This window comes from Glutamicibacter sp. St.4D3, assembly GCF_059728615.1.
The window spans coordinates 1,147,299-1,162,465 of the sequence record NZ_AP039380.1 but is presented as its reverse complement, the minus strand read 5'-3'; the positions used below and the strand labels follow the sequence as shown (position 1 = coordinate 1,162,465).

General features: G+C 65.8%; 17 protein-coding genes and 1 other RNA gene. 6 read left to right on the top strand and 12 right to left on the bottom strand.

The window, feature by feature from the left end; translation table 11 throughout:
- The first annotated feature begins 165 nt into the window (after positions 1–165).
- Both AC6I21_RS05350 and AC6I21_RS05345 read left to right on the top strand, forming a co-directional pair.
- The gene (locus tag AC6I21_RS05350; protein WP_138172968.1) at positions 166–771 is read left to right on the top strand and encodes a GDSL-type esterase/lipase family protein; all 606 of its coding nucleotides are present in this window, start codon (positions 166–168) and stop codon (positions 769–771) included.
- Positions 772–988: 217 nt separating this feature from the next.
- Complete coding sequence (locus AC6I21_RS05345) at positions 989–1,063, top strand: 50S ribosomal protein bL37 (RefSeq protein ID WP_374700303.1); 75 nt, start codon at positions 989–991, stop codon at positions 1,061–1,063.
- 132 nt (positions 1,064–1,195) lie between these two features.
- Here the strand turns inward: AC6I21_RS05345 and AC6I21_RS05340 are convergent, their stop codons facing one another.
- From AC6I21_RS05340 to AC6I21_RS05330, 3 genes are all read right to left on the bottom strand, one after another.
- Positions 1,196–2,350, bottom strand: a complete 1,155-nt coding sequence (locus AC6I21_RS05340) for an IS1249 family transposase (RefSeq protein ID WP_171021216.1) — start codon at positions 2,348–2,350, stop codon at positions 1,196–1,198.
- Positions 2,351–2,705: 355 nt separating this feature from the next.
- Positions 2,706–2,966 carry a mycothiol system anti-sigma-R factor gene (gene rsrA, locus AC6I21_RS05335; protein WP_054821692.1) on the bottom strand — a complete coding sequence of 87 codons (261 nt, stop codon included), beginning with the start codon at positions 2,964–2,966 and terminating at the stop codon, positions 2,706–2,708.
- Positions 2,967–2,968: 2 nt separating this feature from the next.
- Positions 2,969–3,616: a sigma-70 family RNA polymerase sigma factor gene (locus AC6I21_RS05330; protein WP_175419477.1), complete on the bottom strand. Its 648-nt coding sequence runs from the start codon at positions 3,614–3,616 to the stop codon at positions 2,969–2,971.
- A 213-nt stretch (positions 3,617–3,829) separates the two neighbouring features.
- Between AC6I21_RS05330 and aroA the strand changes: the two genes are divergently transcribed.
- From aroA to AC6I21_RS05310, 4 genes are read left to right on the top strand one after another with little or no spacing between them, the layout of a single operon-like run.
- On the top strand, positions 3,830–5,272 hold the full coding sequence (gene aroA, locus AC6I21_RS05325; protein WP_497763156.1) for a 3-phosphoshikimate 1-carboxyvinyltransferase: 1,443 nt from the start codon (positions 3,830–3,832) through the stop codon (positions 5,270–5,272).
- Positions 5,269–6,363: a ribosome small subunit-dependent GTPase A gene (gene rsgA, locus AC6I21_RS05320; RefSeq protein ID WP_497763155.1), complete on the top strand. Its 1,095-nt coding sequence runs from the start codon at positions 5,269–5,271 to the stop codon at positions 6,361–6,363. Before aroA ends, rsgA begins: the two co-directional genes overlap by 4 nt.
- 12 nt (positions 6,364–6,375) lie before the next feature.
- Positions 6,376–7,164, top strand: coding sequence for an inositol monophosphatase family protein (locus AC6I21_RS05315; RefSeq protein WP_138172962.1), 789 nt, complete (start codon positions 6,376–6,378; stop codon positions 7,162–7,164).
- 1 nt (position 7,165) lies between these two features.
- Positions 7,166–7,807, top strand: a complete 642-nt coding sequence (locus tag AC6I21_RS05310; RefSeq protein WP_497763154.1) for a metal-dependent transcriptional regulator — start codon at positions 7,166–7,168, stop codon at positions 7,805–7,807.
- Positions 7,808–7,955: 148 nt separating this feature from the next.
- Here AC6I21_RS05310 and AC6I21_RS05305 read toward each other — a convergent pair whose 3' ends face one another.
- The 9 genes from AC6I21_RS05305 to AC6I21_RS05265 all read right to left on the bottom strand — a co-directional run bounded on the left by AC6I21_RS05305 (position 7,956) and on the right by AC6I21_RS05265 (position 15,094).
- The gene (locus AC6I21_RS05305) at positions 7,956–8,432 is read right to left on the bottom strand and encodes a DUF2568 domain-containing protein (RefSeq protein WP_497763153.1); all 477 of its coding nucleotides are present in this window, start codon (positions 8,430–8,432) and stop codon (positions 7,956–7,958) included.
- Positions 8,433–8,568: 136 nt separating this feature from the next.
- Positions 8,569–9,063, bottom strand: a complete 495-nt coding sequence (locus AC6I21_RS05300) for a hypothetical protein (protein WP_497763152.1) — start codon at positions 9,061–9,063, stop codon at positions 8,569–8,571.
- A 99-nt stretch (positions 9,064–9,162) separates the two neighbouring features.
- Positions 9,163–9,532, bottom strand: a transfer-messenger RNA (tmRNA) gene (gene ssrA, locus AC6I21_RS05295).
- A 118-nt stretch (positions 9,533–9,650) separates the two neighbouring features.
- Positions 9,651–10,130 carry an SsrA-binding protein SmpB gene (smpB, locus tag AC6I21_RS05290; protein ID WP_054821108.1) on the bottom strand — a complete coding sequence of 160 codons (480 nt, stop codon included), beginning with the start codon at positions 10,128–10,130 and terminating at the stop codon, positions 9,651–9,653.
- Between the two features lie 54 nt (positions 10,131–10,184).
- Complete coding sequence (locus AC6I21_RS05285) at positions 10,185–11,549, bottom strand: M23 family metallopeptidase (RefSeq protein WP_246049784.1); 1,365 nt, start codon at positions 11,547–11,549, stop codon at positions 10,185–10,187.
- Positions 11,550–11,684: 135 nt separating this feature from the next.
- The gene (gene ftsX, locus AC6I21_RS05280; RefSeq protein WP_054821112.1) at positions 11,685–12,599 is read right to left on the bottom strand and encodes a permease-like cell division protein FtsX; all 915 of its coding nucleotides are present in this window, start codon (positions 12,597–12,599) and stop codon (positions 11,685–11,687) included.
- The gene (gene ftsE / locus AC6I21_RS05275; RefSeq protein ID WP_138172952.1) at positions 12,596–13,411 is read right to left on the bottom strand and encodes a cell division ATP-binding protein FtsE; all 816 of its coding nucleotides are present in this window, start codon (positions 13,409–13,411) and stop codon (positions 12,596–12,598) included. The genes ftsX and ftsE overlap by 4 nt, the downstream gene beginning before the upstream one ends.
- Before the next feature lie 270 nt (positions 13,412–13,681).
- Positions 13,682–14,311 (bottom strand): CoA transferase subunit B, encoded by a 630-nt coding sequence (locus AC6I21_RS05270; protein ID WP_138172950.1) that lies wholly within the window; start codon positions 14,309–14,311, stop codon positions 13,682–13,684.
- 15 nt (positions 14,312–14,326) lie between these two features.
- On the bottom strand, positions 14,327–15,094 hold the full coding sequence (locus tag AC6I21_RS05265; protein WP_343834091.1) for a CoA transferase subunit A: 768 nt from the start codon (positions 15,092–15,094) through the stop codon (positions 14,327–14,329).
- Between the last annotated feature and the right edge of the window lie 73 nt (positions 15,095–15,167).

Sequence of the window (15,167 nt, the reverse complement as noted above, 5' to 3'; positions counted from 1 at the left end):
CCGGCGCATAGTGCCGGCACCTTCGGGCACCGCTCCCCCGCAATGGGTCGCGGTGCCCGGCAGGTGCCGGCACCATCACGTTAAACACCTCCCCAATTGCCCGGGTTCACGCCGCGTTCACTGCTAAGGTGGGGAACTAGGTATCGGCACACGAAAGGTCCCCCGTTGGAGTTACGCACCATCCGCATCACCGCAATCGGAGACGAACTGCTGGCCGGACATGGTGACCCCCGGGCCCTGGGGTGGTTTGGCCGGGTCCTGGCGCGCACCCAGGATCCCGCGCTGCGCCTGCAGTCCTTTGTGCTGGCCGCCCCGGCCGAAGGGTCCGAGGCGCTGGCCGAACGCTGGCTGGGCGAGGCGACCCGGCGCTTTGGCGACCGGGTCGAGAACCGGCTGGTGATCGCCCTGTCCGACCGGGACGTTGACCTTGAGGTCTCCACCGCCCGCAGCCGGCTGAACCTGGCCAACATCCTGGACTCCGCCAGCCAGATGTCGATCAAGGCGCTGCTGGTGGGTCCCGCCCCCGGGCTGGACGACGCCCGCAACGAACGGGTCGCCGAACTGAACCGGGTCTACTCGGATGTGGCCCTGCGGCGCAACCACCACTACATTGACACGTTCACCCCGCTGCGCGCCCACACCCAGTGGCGCGCGGACCTCACCGCCAACGGCGGGGTGCCCGGACAGGCCGGCTACGGGCTGATGGCGTGGCTGGTGCTGCACCGCGGCTGGTACAACTGGATGGAGCTTCCCGAGCCAAGCGAAGGCTAAGCCGCCCGCCCGGGATCCGGCCGTGCATCTCTTGGCGCGCTTGGTCACACCCCATGCTTGGCCACATCCCCGCGCCGCGCAGCACGGCGCTGTGCCCCGCTGCCACGACGCGCGTGTGGCACGCCACAAACGACAAAGCCCTCCCGCATGTGAAACAATGGTGGCCGGACCACCGCCTACTGGCGGCGGTATCGCAATCCCTATCTAAGGAGGCACTATGTCGAAGCGCGCACGTAAGCGTAAGGACCGCCGTAAGCGTTCAGCAAACCACGGCAAGCGCCCCAACGCATAAGCTGATATGGATGATCCCCGCAGCGCACCAGATTCTTCCGGTGCCCTGCGGGGATTTCTTTATCCTCGACCTGCCCCTGCATCCGCGGGTTAAGTCCCAAAATGTGTGTATGGAGTCGTTGTCATGTTTGCGTCATCGGCGTCCGCCCCATCCTTTTTGGATGCCGTTACCGTCTTCGTAGCTGAAGTGCCGGCCGTATAGTTCGGGGCCCGGGTCTTCTTCGGTTACGGGTCGTGGGGCTGGTTTGGCCGACCAATGCTTGGGGGTCACGAAGCTCCATGGATCCACCGGGTTCTGCGTCCGCTGGTACAGGTGCCAGCTCACCAAGGACATGGCATGTTTGGCTTTCAGGCCGCGGTGGGCCCGCAGGTGGTCTTTGATGCCAGCGTTGATGCCTCCTTCTAAGGGGCTGGTGGTCCGAGGAAGCGTCTCATCTTCTGCGGCCATTTCTAACCATGTGAACAGTTGCTTATTCTTCAGCAACCCGTGAATGAGGCGATCAGCTCGACGTAGGCGCAGATGCGTGTACCACCAGACCTGGTTGGGCTTGACGTGCAAGGGCCTGTTGCCGGCGTGGTCCTTGGCGTAGGTGCGGGCTTTGAGGGTGGTTTCGTGCATGACCCGCCAGGCCATGAATTGTTCTTCCCACTTGTTGGCCAGTTGAAGTGTGGTGATGTCTTTCAGCGCCTTGATCAGTGAAAGGAGTTGCTGACCTGGGATGGTGCGGGGGTTGCGGGTCAGGTGTTTGTGGATGGTTTGTCGGATATGGAAGTAGCAGCGTTGGATGCGGGTTTCGGGCCATAGCGCTTTGATGACAGATTCCAGGGCGCCGTGCCCGTCAATGATCACTAGGTCCGGGGCTGGCAGACGTTGCAGCAGCAGGGTCCAGGAAGCGACTTTTTCGCGGTCGCAGTATTGCCAGCCGATGATGTGTTGGCCGTTGTAGGCGGTAAGGGCGCAGAAGCCGTTGAAGTAGGTGCCGTCGAGCATGAGGTACCGGTATTGTTCCCCAGTCGGGATCAAGGTCGGGTGAACTTTCCAGCACCAGTAGGTGTTGCGGTAGAACGTGGAACGGGCAATGCCGGTGTCGGACACGGAGAGCTTACCGGTGGCCCATTGGTGGAAGGCCCTGAATTGGGCTTTGGCGGTGGTGTCTGGACGGGCCAAGGTACTTGACGCGCCGCAGATCTTACACCGCCAGCGTGTGCGCCCGGAGCTGGTTTTCCCGTTCTTGACGAGCTTATTTTTGCATACACCACAGGTAGGTCGGTTTCCAACTTTTGCCACGGTACATGCTTTCAAAGCATGTGATTGAGGTGTTGCCCCTAGTGGTTAGATGGTTTTGAGGGTTTCTGTACACACATTTTGGGACTTAACCCGCATCCGCCGTCCTGCCCGCTCTTCGCCCGACGGCGTTCTCCCCCTGAACCGGGGCAGCAAACCCCGGCAGGTCAAACTCCGCCCGGGCGATGCGCATCATCTCCGCCCCGCATAGCACCAGCCGCCGACACCGGTGTGCCGGCCGATCGGCCGGAGTGCTGGTGTCGACGGCTGGGTGCGTCGTGGTGGTAGGCACCGGGCAAACCGGTGGGTACCGAACCGTATGCAGTTGTGGTGTTCCCGTGGGGGCGCAAGGCCGCGGCTAGTGCCCGGATTCGACCCGGATCTGCGAGATGCGCACCATGATCTTTTCCTTCAGCTGGCTCGGGGCGTGCTCCTGGCAGCTGCGGCGCACCACCGATCGGATGATGCACTCCAGGTCGTACTGCTCGGTGCATTCCGGGCAGTGCTCCAGGTGCCGCTTGACCTCTTTGATGTCCTCCAGGGTCAGCGCGCCATCGAGATAGTTGTAGATGCGCACCAGCCGGGAATCGGCACAGTCGCCCAGTGAATAGCAATCCATTTCTACTTCTCCGCTCCCTTGGCCTTGGAGTGGGATACCGCCGCGGGCACTCCCCGATCCTTGGCGTAGTCAGCCAACAACTCGCGCAAGTTCTTCCGTCCCCGATGCAATCGTGACATCACCGTGCCGATGGGCACCCCGAGGATCTCGGCGGCTTCCTTGTAGCTGAAGCCCTCCACGTCCACGAAGTAGACGGCCAGGCGGAAATCCTCGCCGATCGCCTGCAGCGCGGCCTTCACATCGGAATCCGGCAGCCGGTCCAGCGCCTCGACCTCCGCCGAACGCAGCCCCGTGGGCGTGTGGTCCGCGGCCTGGGCCATCTGCCAGTCCTCGACGGTGTCCGTGCTGGTGCGCTGGGGTTCGCGCTGGCGCTTGCGGTACAGGTTGATGTACGTGTTGGTCAGAATCCGGTAGAGCCAGGCCTTGAGGTTGGTTCCCGGTTTGTACTGGTGGAACGCGGAGAACGCCTTCGTGTAGGCCTCCTGCACCAGGTCCTCGGCGTCCGCCGGGTTGCGCGCCATGCGCAGGGCCGCCGAATACAACTGGTCGACGTATTGCATCGCGTCGCGCTCAAAACGCTCGCGGCGCTGCTCGTCGGTTTCCTGAGCGGGATCGGGCACGCCGGAACCCAAAGTATTTTCCGTCATCATCGCCCAGTCTACGCGCTCACCGGCCGGTCGGGGCAGGACCGCGACGGCCGAGGGGGCACTTGCAGTTGTTCCCATGGTTCCTTCCAGTCTCGTCACACTCATTCCAACACCCGCCCAGACCGGATAATTCCCGGTGCCCACGGTAGGATTCTGCTAGGGCCTGTCACCTGGGGACCGGGCCTGGAAACCAAGCGAAGGAAGTGCGAAGAACACGTGCCGGCTCATGTCAGCGACCACCCGATGTGGGATGCCCCGTCCGTAACCGAACCGATCAACGCGACCGTGCTGGTGCCCGCCTCCAAGTCCCTGACCAACCGCTATCTGGTGCTCGCCGCCCTGGCCGACGGACCGTGCACGATCCACAACACGCTGATCAGCCGCGACAGCGAGCTGATGCTGGACGCGCTGGCCGCCCTGGGGGTGGGTGTTGAGCGCACGGTGCAGGATGACCGGTCCACCACGGTGCGCCTGACCCCGCCCGCCGCCGCTGCCGGCCCGCGCCAGGGGATCGTGCACATTGACTGCGGGCTGGCCGGCACCGTGATGCGCTTCGTGCCGGCACTGGCCGCCGCGCTGGGTGTCAGTGCCCACTTCGACGGGGATGCCGGGGCCCGGGTGCGTCCCATGCGACCGGTGCTCGATGCCCTGGCCGAGCTCGGCGCGCGCATCGAGTACGCCGGGCAGCCCGGCTTCCTGCCGTTCACCGTGCACCCGCAGCAGCTGGGGCAACGCCCCGAGGTGCGCATCGACGCGTCGGGGTCCAGCCAGTTCATCTCCGCGATGCTGCTGGCCGGCCCGGCGCTGCCCGGCGGGCTGCGGCTGCGGGCCGCCGCCGGGGCCGTCGCCAGCCCCGAGCATATCCAGATGACCGTGCAGAGCATGAATGAGCTGGGCACAACGGTCAGCACCGACCCCGACGCTCGCGGCTGGCAGGTGGCCGAAGGCAGGCTGCCGGCCTTCAGCGTCAGCGTCGAACCGGACCTGTCCAACGCCGGCCCGTTCCTGGCCGCCGCGCTGGCCACCGCCGGCACCGTGCGCATCCCGCACTGGCCGCAGCACACCACCCAGATCGGCGGACGCTGGCGGCAGATCCTGCCGGCCATGGGCGCCCGGGTGGAGTTGGGCGCGGATGCGGTGCTCACGGTGCGCGGCACCGGCACCATCGGTGGGCTCGACTACGCCGACGCCGCCGAGCTGACCCCCACGCTGGCCGCGCTGTGCACGCTGGCCGACTCCCCCAGCCGGCTGACCGGGATCGGGCACCTGCGGGGGCATGAAACCGACCGGCTCGCCGCCCTGGAACGCGAACTCACCCGGGTGGGCGCCACCGTGCAGGCCACCGAGGACACGTTGCGCATCATCCCGCCCGCCACGCGCCGCGCCGCCGACATGCTCAGCTACGAGGATCACCGGATGGCGACCGCCGCCGCCCTGATCGGGCTGGTGACCCCCGGCACGAGGGTGGAGAACATCGCGACCACCGCCAAGACCATGCCGGACTTCGCACGAATGTGGGAGGCGATGGCCGCGACCGCCGGTACCGCTGACGCACCGGCCGCTGGCGCGCCAGCCCCTGACACACCGGGCCCTGAGACACCGTCCAACCACACCGCTGCGGGCGGGTCGGCGGACGCCGCGGCAGGAGGCCGCGCATGAGCCGCTATCAGGACTGGGACGAATCCGATGTGCGGGTGCGCCCGAACAAGCGCGGCTCCCGGCCACGGACCAAGGACCGTCCGGCGCACGAACGGGCGAAGATCGGGCGGGTCATCACCGTGGACCGCGGGCGCTACACCGTCATCCTGGAGGAGGACACCGCCGGGGAACGGGTCGTGGTCGCCGCCCGCGCCCGCGAGCTGCGCCGCCAGGCGATCGTGCCCGGGGACATGGTGGCGCTGGTCGGGGACACCAGCGGCAAGCCGGACACCCTGGCCCGGCTGGTGCGCATCGAGGAGCGCAGCACCCTGCTGCGCCGCAGCGCGGATGACACCGACGCCACCGAGCGGGTGGTGGTCGCCAACGTCGACCAGCTGGTGATCGTGGTGGCCGCGGCGAACCCCGAACCGCGCACCGGGTTCGTGGACCGGGCCCTGGTGGCCGCCTATGATGCGGGCATCACCCCGATCCTGTGCGTGACCAAGGCCGATGTGGCCGACCCGGCCGGGTTCCTGGCCTACTACGACGGACTGGATTTGCCGGTGGTGATTTCCCGGACCACCGCCGGGGCCGACGGGATCGATTCGCAGGCCGCCGACGGCTCCAGCGCCCGGCTGGACCCCGAGGCGCTGGCCACGCTGCGCACCATGCTCGCCGGGAAGGTCTCGGTTGTGCTGGGGCACTCCGGGGTCGGCAAGTCCACGCTGGTCAACGCGCTGACCGGCGCCCAGCGCGCCACCGGGCACGTGAACGCGGTGACCGGGCGGGGCCGGCACACCTCCTCCAACGCGCTGGCGCTGCGCCTGCCGGACGCGCCGGGCAGCTGGCTGATCGACACCCCCGGCATCCGCTCGTTCGGCCTGGGCCTGGTCGACCCGGAGCACGTGCTGGCCGCCTTCGAGGAGCTGAGCCAGATCGCCACCCGGTGCCCGCGCGGCTGCGACCACATGGCCCAGACCCCCGGCTGCGCCCTGCAGGCCTGGGCGTACTCCCCCGATGCCCCGGCCTCGGCCGCCGCCCGGCTCGAATCCTACCGCCGGCTGGTCACCACCGGGGAAACCACCCACGAAAAGGAGCTCGGTGCCCAGTAGCACCACCACGCCATGAACTACACCCTGGATGAGGACCTGTCCTTCGCCCTCGCGCTGGCCGACAAGGTCGACGCGCTGACCCTGGCGCGCTACCACTCCAATGACCTGAAGGTGGAGACGAAGCCGGACATGACCCCGGTCTCCGACGCCGACCGCGGCGCCGAACGGCTGATCCTGGCCGAGCTGGCCGCCCAGCGTCCCGGGGATGCGGTGCACGGGGAAGAATTTGGCGTGCACGGCTCCTCGGCCCGGCGTTGGGTGATCGACCCGATCGACGGGACGAAGAACTTTGTGCGCAAGGTCCCGGTGTGGGCCACGCTGATCGCCCTGCTGATCGACGATGAGCCGGTGCTCGGGGTTGTTTCGGCCCCGGCGCTGGGCCGGCGCTGGCACGCCGCGCACGGGCTGGGCGCCTGGGTGAGCGAGCCGGGCCTGCCCGAGCCGCGCCGCCTGGCCGTCTCCCGGGTCTCCAGCCTCGCCGACGCTTCGGTGTCCTACGCCTCGCTGGATGGCTGGCGTGAACTGGGCCGCCGCGAAAAGCTGATGGAACTGTTCGACGCGGCCTGGCGCACCCGCGCCTACGGGGACTTCTACAGCTACATGCTGCTGGCCGAGGGCGGGGTGGACGCCGCGTTCGAGCCGGAGCTGGAGCTGTACGACATGGCCGCCCTGGTCCCGGTGGTGCGTGAAGCCGGCGGACGCTTCACCTCGATCACCGGGGTGGAGGGCTGCGGCGGCGGCAACGCGCTGGCCACCAACGGCCTGCTGCACGATCAGATCCTGCCCTACCTGCGCGGCTGACGTGCCCCATTCTTCCAATCCGGGCCGGCTGACCACCAGCGAGGAGGACTACCTCAAGGCGCTCTACGCGCTGTCCGAATGGGATTCGCACCCGATCGGCACCGGTGAGCTGGCCGACCAGCTGGGCCTGTCCCCCGCCTCGGTGACCGCCATGGTGCGCAAGCTCGCGGCGAAGCACCTGGTGGATTTTGTCCCGCGCGGGGCGATCAGTCTCAGCCAGTCCGGGCGGGCGGCCGCGCTGAACGTGGTGCGCCGCCACCGGCTGCTGGAGACCTTCCTGAGCCGCGAACTGGGCTACGGATGGGATGAGGTGCACGATGAGGCCGAACGTCTGGAGCACACGGTCTCCGAACGCTTCATCAACGCCCTGGACGAGCGGCTGGGCTTTCCGCGCAGCGATCCCCACGGGGACGCGATCCCCGACGCCCACGGCGAGCACCGGCCCAGCCAGGCGACGCGCCTGGACCACTTCAGCGGCACCGAAGCGCTGATCGTGCGCATCAGCGACGAGGACCCGCACTTCCTGCGCCGCTGCCAGCAGCAGGGCCTGGTGCCCGGGGCGCGCATCAGCCTGCCGCATCGGCTGGATCTTATCGAAGCCTCCATGGTGTGGGTGCGCGCGCCCCGATCCGAGCAGGCGTGAGCCGCCGCGTCAGGCAAACACCGGCCCCCGGCGGTCGCGCACCTGCCGGCGGCAAACCCCCGGCACGGGCGATGGCCAAAAAATTTATGGTGTAGCGTCAGCGGCGCCGGCGCGACAGCACGGGCGGGGCGTTTACCGGGCGGGGCGTTTACCGGGCGGCGCGTCGCCCGCGCGGCCGCTCGCGCAGTTCCTCGGCCTGCACCGGGGCGGGACCCCCGGGCAACGGCCGCGGGTGCGGCACGACGCGCCCCCGCGTGCTCAGCACCAGTACGATGCTCACCGCGCTCAACCCGAGCATGATCGCCGGCCAGAACAGGTACTGGGTGGCGCCGGTATGGGCGATGCTCAGCCACAGGGCGTAGCTGCCGATGAGGTAGGCCAGGTGGATGAGTATGACCCGGGTGCGCAGCCGCCAGCGGACCTTGGCCTTCGGCGAGAGCGCCAGCGCCCAGATGGCCAGCAGCGGAATCACCACCACGAGGATGGCAAGCACCGGCGGCCAGGGCAGGAAAGTCATGGCGGTAAAGCCGGCGGCAACCAGCAATCCGACTTCGAGGATAAAGGACACCGTCGCATACGCCGCTGAAATACCAGGTGACACCCGCGAGGTCTTGCCAATACCCATCGCTCTTAATCCCACTCCACTTCGGCACTTATTACGTTTCTTCGCTCGTCCAACAGTCTATGTCCTTCGCGCCGGGTGCCGCGACTTGGACGCCTCGCCTCATGCCCGCCGGAGCCGGCGGAACGCCGTGCCTCCGCTAGCGCTCGGCCGTGTAGCTTTGGCTCCCGTCACTGGTGGAAACCGTGACCTGGTGCAGGCTTGCGTCGACCTGACGGACGCTTTGCAGAACCTCGGTGGCGATTTTCTTCAGCTGCTCGCGGTCCTCGGCCTGCTGGGTGTTGACCAGCAACTCCAGGTGGCCTTCCTCGGGGGCGAACCAGGCTTGCACCTGACGGTAGGGTGCGTTGAGCTGGGAGACTTCGGTGACACCATAATTGCCCAGCCACTGCCGGATCTTCTCCTCTGCCCAGCGTCCGCGCTGCGCGCTGGTCATGGCCGGCGCGGTGCTCTCCACGAGGGCACCTTCAGCCGGGCCGGTGGCCGGCACCGGATCGGAGGGGGCCTCGGTGCTGTGGGCACCGGCCGCACGCTGGATCACTTCCACCCCGCCGATGGCCAGCGCACCGGCGCCAATGATCGCAATCCCCAAGAACAGCAGCATCAGCAGTACCGAACCGCCAGCCTTTTTCATGTGCCCCTCCTTATGAACCCCCAATCATCATAGACCGTCCCCGGCTTTTCGGCTGGAGGGCATGACAAAGCCCCGGATCCTGGTGGATCCGGGGCTTGCATGTGGAGATGGGGAGAATTGAACTCCCGTCCGCTGTGGTGTTGCCAGGTCTTCTCCGGGCGCAGTTTGCTGTGGATTTTCTCTGCCCCAGCCATCACGCAAACAAGTGGCTGGTCCGGGCACAGTTGCCTAAATTATGCGATCAACGCCGGCAACGTTCATTGATCGCAGTGGCTATCTAAATGACGTTAGTAACAGGGGCGATAGCATCCCCTGGCTAACGGACTGTCTGGCTGCTTAGGCAGCGAGAGCGAAGTCAGTGCGCTTAGATTCGGCACTTATTTGGTTGCAAAGAGCGTTAACGAGATAACTTTGCGTCCTCGGCCCGCTTCATCTGTCGCGACTCACACCGTCGAAACCGATCATCCCCGTATTTTGTTGTCAACCTTTGATCTCTCAAAGCCAACGACATCTTCCGATGCCCACCTTTTCGGTGCTAATCCATAGTAGCGCAGCCCCGGCCAAAGCCCAAGGGGCTGAGAGCCGAATCACGCCGAGCGCCGGTTGCGCTCACGCATCGCCCGCAACGCGTCGCGGTTATCCTGCTTTTCGCGCAACGTCTGGCGCTTGTCGTACTCGCGCTTACCGCGGGCCACACCGATTTCGAGCTTTGCCCGGCCCTCCTTGAAGTACAGGCTCAGCGGGACCACGGTCAGCCCCGTTTCGGCGATCCTGCGTTCGATCTTGCTCAGCTCCTGCCGGTGCAGCAGCAGCTTGCGCCGGCGACGGGCCGCATGGTTCGTCCACGACCCGTTAAGGTACTCGGGGATGTAGATGTTCTCGATGAACAGCTCCCCCCGGTAGAACTGGCCAAACCCGTCAACCAGCGAGGCCTTGCCTTCCCGCAGGGATTTGACCTCGGTTCCGGTCAGCACCATGCCGGCCTCATAGGTATCGAGGATTTCATAGTCATGCCGCGCCTTGCGGTTGCTGGCGATGACCTTGCTTTCCTGGTTCTTCTTAGCCATGGCACTCCTTGTCTTGCACGTACGAAGAATCGCACACAGGGACCAAGTCTAGCGTTAGAGAAGTCCCAATGGGTTCACGGCCTGCCCGTTGATCACGGTTTCGAAGTGCATGTGGCACCCGGTGGAGTTGCCGGTGGTCCCCACGTAGCCGATCAGCTGGCCCTGCTTGACGTGTTGCCCGGCACGGGCCACCACCTGCGACATGTGGTGATAGTTCGTGGCCAACGCCTTGCCCTTGACCACGCCGTGGGAAATGGTCACCTTGTTGCCGGAGCTGCCGCCCCAGCCGGCCATCCACACTTCGCCATCGGCCGCGGCATGCACCGGTGCTCCGCACTGTCCGCCGAAGCCCCAGTCCACGCCCGCGTGTACGTAGCCGCCGCGTCCGCCGTAGTCGATGGTGCCCGCAGGGGTAGGCCGCCAGCCGAAGCTGGAGGTGATCCGGCCACTGGAGACCGGCTTGACCAGACCCCAGCTGCTGGGCTCCGACACGGTCTTGGGGGCCGGAGCCACGTACTTGGGCTTCTTGTAGCTGGCCTTGCGGCCCTCGGCCTTGGCCTGGCGCTTGGCCGCCTCTTCCTTGGCGCGCTGCTCGGCCTCCCACTTCGCCTTGGCTTCGGCCTGGCGCTTGCGCTCGGCTTCTTCCTGACGCTTCTTGCGTTCGGCCGCTTCACGGATCAGACGTTCCTGGCGTTCCTTGATCTGCGCGTTCACGGCCGCGTATTCCTGCTCCTGCTTCTGCAGTTTGGCCTGAATCCGCGGCTTTTCGGCCTCCAGCTTGCTGCTTAGGGCCTCGGTGCTGGCGATCAGCTGGTCCAGTTCGCTCTTGCGCTGTTCGGCCTCATCGCGCGCGGATTCCTCCTGGGCCAGGGCACTTTCGGCCTCAGCCTTCAGGCCCTGGATCTGCTGTTCGACCGCAGCCAGGCGCACCTTGTTGTTCTCGTCGGTGGCCTGCTGCTGCGCCAGGTCGTTGTAGACGCTGTTCTGCGACTCCAGCGCCTTGCTGGCCAGGGTGATGCCGTCGGCGATCTCGGTCGCGGACTCGATGTTCAGGATCATGTCCAGGCCATCGGACATGCCGCCACGCTTGTAGGCCTCCGAGGCGATCTGCGAGATCGTGGACTCGGTTTCCTTCAGCTTGGCCGAATTCTTCTCGATCTCCGCGGCCAGTTCATCGCGGGTCTGCTGTGCGGCAATCAACCGGTCATTCAGGTCCGCCACCGCGGCCTGGGCGTTGGCGACGCGGCTGCGGGCGTCGGCCAGGGCCTGCTCGGCGCCGGGCAACTGACCCTGCTGTTCACGCAGTTTGCGATCGGTCTCCACAATGTCGGCATCCAGAACTTCCATGTCCTCCTGAATGGAGTCAATGTTCTGCTCGACCTGCTTCTTGCGGTCATCCAGTTCGTCTGCCCCTGCCAATGTGGCCGGAACCAGCATCGTCAGCGCCAGAGCGCCACCGACAGTCGCGCGGAGAAACTTACTTCGCACCGCGTGAGACAGCATAGTGCTCCTTAATGAGATTTCTAGTTCCGGTGAAGATCGGCAAAGAATTGGCTAAACCTTCAGGTAGCGCTTCAACGTTACCACTGAAGAAATTGTTGCCAAAATGATACCGATTAGCAAGAGTCCGGGCGCAATCAGCAGAACTTCGTTCGTCGAGATGAACGCGACCCCGAGGTTGTCATTGGCCAGTTTCTCCTCCACGAGGAACTTCACCAGCAGCCAGAGCGTGCCCGATGCCAGCAGGCTGCCAATGACCGCGGCGATCACCCCCTCGATGATGAACGGAAGCTGAATCGAGGTCTTGGAGGCGCCAACCAGACGCATGATCGTGGTTTCCAGCCGCCGGTGCATGGCCGAGAGCTGGATCGTGGTGCCGGTCAGCAGCACCGCACAGACGATCATCACCCCGGCCACCACGGCGGCGGACGCCGAGGCCACGCGCACCAACTGGAAGACCTTCTCCAGCAGCTCTCGTTGGTCGATCACCGATTCAACGCCGGGGATGGTGGAGAACGTCTCATTGATGACCGGGTACTTCTCCGGGTCATTCAGTGCGATGCGGAAGGACTCGGGCAGCTGGCCTTCCTGGACCTGGTTCAGCAGCGGCGAATTCTCGAACTGCTCCTGGAAGTGCTTGTAGGCCTCGGACTTCGACTCGTAGGCGAACTCCTTGATGTACGGGGACAGCTCGTCGCTCTTGAGCAGCTCTTCGATATGCGAGCGCTGCTCGTCGGTGACCTGCTCACCGGCGCAGTTCAGCTCCTGGGAGTTGTCGTCGCACAGGAAGACCGCAACCTCCATGCGGTCATACCAGTAGCCCTTCATCTGGTTGATCTGCAGCTGCAGCAGCACCGAGGCGCCCACGAAGGTCAGCGACACGAAGGTCACCAGCACCACCGAGACGACCATGACGATGTTCTGCTTGAGGCTCTTTCCCGCCTCGCGGAGGATGAATCCTGGCCTCACTGCTCTCCATCTTTCGTTTCGCTCGAATCCTGTGCCGGCGCATCCTGGCCCGTTTCCTTCGCGGCAACGTCCTCGGAGGTGCCAAAGTGCAGCTCGCGCGAGCCGTCCTGCTTGATCACGGTGGTCATCGGCATGTAGCTGCCGCTGGTTTCATCGCGGATGATCTTGCCCTTGCTCAGCTCGATCACGCGGCGCTTGTAGTCGCTGACCAGCTCGTGGGCGTGGGTGGCCATCAGCACCGTGGTGCCGTTCTGGTTGATCCGGTCCAGCACGTTCATCACATCGAGGCTGTTCTTCCGGTCCAGGTTGCCGGTCGGTTCGTCGGCCAGCAGGATCGAGGGCTTGTTCACGATGGCGCGGGCGATACCCACGCGCTGCTGCTCGCCGCCGGACAGCTCGGTGGGCTTGCGACGGGCCTTGTCCTCCAGGCCCACCAGCTTCAGCGCCTCGGGCACCCGTTCACGGATCTGGGCGCGCGGCGCGCCAATGACCTCCAGCGCGAAGGCCACATTGTCAAAAACACTGCGTTCGCGCAGCAGCCGGAAGTCCTGGAACACGAATCCGATATCGCGCCGGAGCTTGGGCACACGCCAGCTGGGGATCCGGTTCAGGTTCTGTCCGGCGACGTAGACCGCGCCCTCGGTTGAACGCTTTTCGCGCAGGATCAGGCTCAGAAATGTGGACTTGCCGGAACCGGACTCACCGACAAGGAACGCGAACTCGCCTCGGTTAATCTCGATGTTCACATCGCGCAAAGCCGCATTTTGCTGCTTCGGTTCATAGATCATCGAGACATTTTCGAATTTAATCATGTCTTCAATCGCTTGCTAACGTCGGGCGCGACGCAGGCCCCGGGTCCCCACCCACCGACGGCACAGAATGCGTCATTTAATTGAAACCCTATCGGCGTACGCGGCCCTCTCCCCGAATTTGGGCGCGTGTTGCCGGTTTCTTGGCCGTTACACAGCCTACGACATGAGCGGCGTTAATGCGGTTCCCCGCGCCGTGAACCGGCGCGGTGCGGGGCCGGGCCGACCCGGTGTGGCTAAGCCGTCGCCAGGGTCCGAACCCCGGGCTGGGCGCTAGGCGACCAGCGGCGCCTCGGTGCGTTCGCGCACTTCGTCGCGGCTGACGCCCTCGGCCAGTTCGAGCACCGCAAGACCGTTTGGGGTGATGTCGAAAACCCCCAGATCGGTGATGACCCGCTGCACCACCCCGAGCCCGGTGATCGGCAGGCTGCACTGGTTGACCAGCTTGGCGCTGCCGTCGCGGGCGTTGTGCTCCATCAGCACGATGACGCGTTGGGCGCCGTGCACCAGGTCCATCGCCCCGCCCATGCCCTTGACCATCTTGCCCGGAATCATCCAGTTCGCCAGGTCCCCGGCCCCCGAAACCTGCATGGCCCCGAGGATCGCCACGTCGATCTTCCCGCCGCGGATCATTGCGAAGCTCATCGCCGAATGGAAGAAGCTGGCCCCGGGCAGTACGGTGACGGTCTCCTTGCCGGCGTTGATCAGATCCGGGTCCACTTCCTCCTCGGTGGGATACGGCCCCACCCCCAGGATCCCGTTCTCCGACTGCAGCACCACGTCCACGTCGTCGGGCAGGTAGTTGGGCACCAGCGTTGGCATCCCGATGCCCAGGTTCACGTACGCCCCGTCGGGCAGCTCCCGGGCGGCGCGGGCCGCCATCTGCTCACGAGTCCATGCCATGTTCACCACGACCTTTCACTTGGCGCGGGTGGTGCGCCGCTCGATGGGCTTCAGGTGCTGCTCGCCGACCTCCACGATGCGGTGGACGAACACGCCGGGCAGGTGCACCTGGGCCGGGTCCAGTTCACCGGGCTGCACGAGCCGTTCGACCTGGGCCACGCAGATCCGCCCGGCCATCGCCGCCGGCACGGAGAACTGCTGGGCGGCCTTGTTGAAGATCAGGTTGCCGTGGGTGTCCCCCAGCGCGGCGTGCACCAGGGCAAAGTCGGTGACGATGGAGGGTTCCAGCACGTACTGCTCCTCGCGTCCGGCAAAGTCGATGGTGCGCACTTCCTTAGGCTGGCTGGCCTTGAGCACCGCGCCGTGCGCGTCGTAGCGCTGGGGCAGCCCGCCGTCGGCCACCAGGGTCCCGACCCCGGTGCGGGTGAAGAACGCCGGGATGCCCGCGCCTCCGGCCCGCAGCTTCTCGGCCAGTGTGCCCTGCGGGGTGAGTTCCACCTCCAGCTCCCCGCTGAGGAACTGGCGTTCAAACTCCTTGTTCTCCCCCACATAGCTGGCGGTGATCTTGCGGATGCGGTGGGCCGCGAGCAGCACGCCCAGCCCCTGCCCGTCCACGCCGCAGTTGTTGGAGACCACGTGCAGGTCCTCGACCCCTGAATCCAGCACCGCGTTGATCAGTTCGGTGGGGTTGCCGGACAGCCCGAAGCCGCCCACGGCGATGGAGGCGCCGTTGCGCACATCGGCCACGGCGACTTCCGGATTGGCAAGGCTCTTGTCGAGCATGGTCTCAGAGCTCCTCGGCTGGCGGCCCGGACACGCTGTGGCCCGGATCACTTGGGCTGACTGCTTAGGCTCA

Bases quoted from the DNA above. Each gene is read 5' to 3' on its own strand.
- rsrA (WP_054821692.1), bottom strand. From the start codon at position 2,966: ATGGATTGCTATTCACTGGGCGACTGTGCCGATTCCCGGCTGGTGCGC.
- AC6I21_RS05330 (WP_175419477.1), bottom strand. From the start codon at position 3,616: ATGATGACGGAAAATACTTTGGGTTCCGGCGTGCCCGATCCCGCTCAG.
- rsgA (WP_497763155.1), top strand. From the start codon at position 5,269: ATGAGCCGCTATCAGGACTGGGACGAATCCGATGTGCGGGTGCGCCCG.
- AC6I21_RS05315 (WP_138172962.1), top strand. From the start codon at position 6,376: ATGAACTACACCCTGGATGAGGACCTGTCCTTCGCCCTCGCGCTGGCC.
- AC6I21_RS05305 (WP_497763153.1), bottom strand. From the start codon at position 8,432: ATGGGTATTGGCAAGACCTCGCGGGTGTCACCTGGTATTTCAGCGGCG.
- AC6I21_RS05300 (WP_497763152.1), bottom strand. From the start codon at position 9,063: ATGAAAAAGGCTGGCGGTTCGGTACTGCTGATGCTGCTGTTCTTGGGG.
- smpB (WP_054821108.1), bottom strand. From the start codon at position 10,130: ATGGCTAAGAAGAACCAGGAAAGCAAGGTCATCGCCAGCAACCGCAAG.
- ftsE (WP_138172952.1), bottom strand. From the start codon at position 13,411: ATGATTAAATTCGAAAATGTCTCGATGATCTATGAACCGAAGCAGCAA.
- AC6I21_RS05270 (WP_138172950.1), bottom strand. From the start codon at position 14,311: ATGGCATGGACTCGTGAGCAGATGGCGGCCCGCGCCGCCCGGGAGCTG.
- AC6I21_RS05265 (WP_343834091.1), bottom strand. From the start codon at position 15,094: ATGCTCGACAAGAGCCTTGCCAATCCGGAAGTCGCCGTGGCCGATGTG.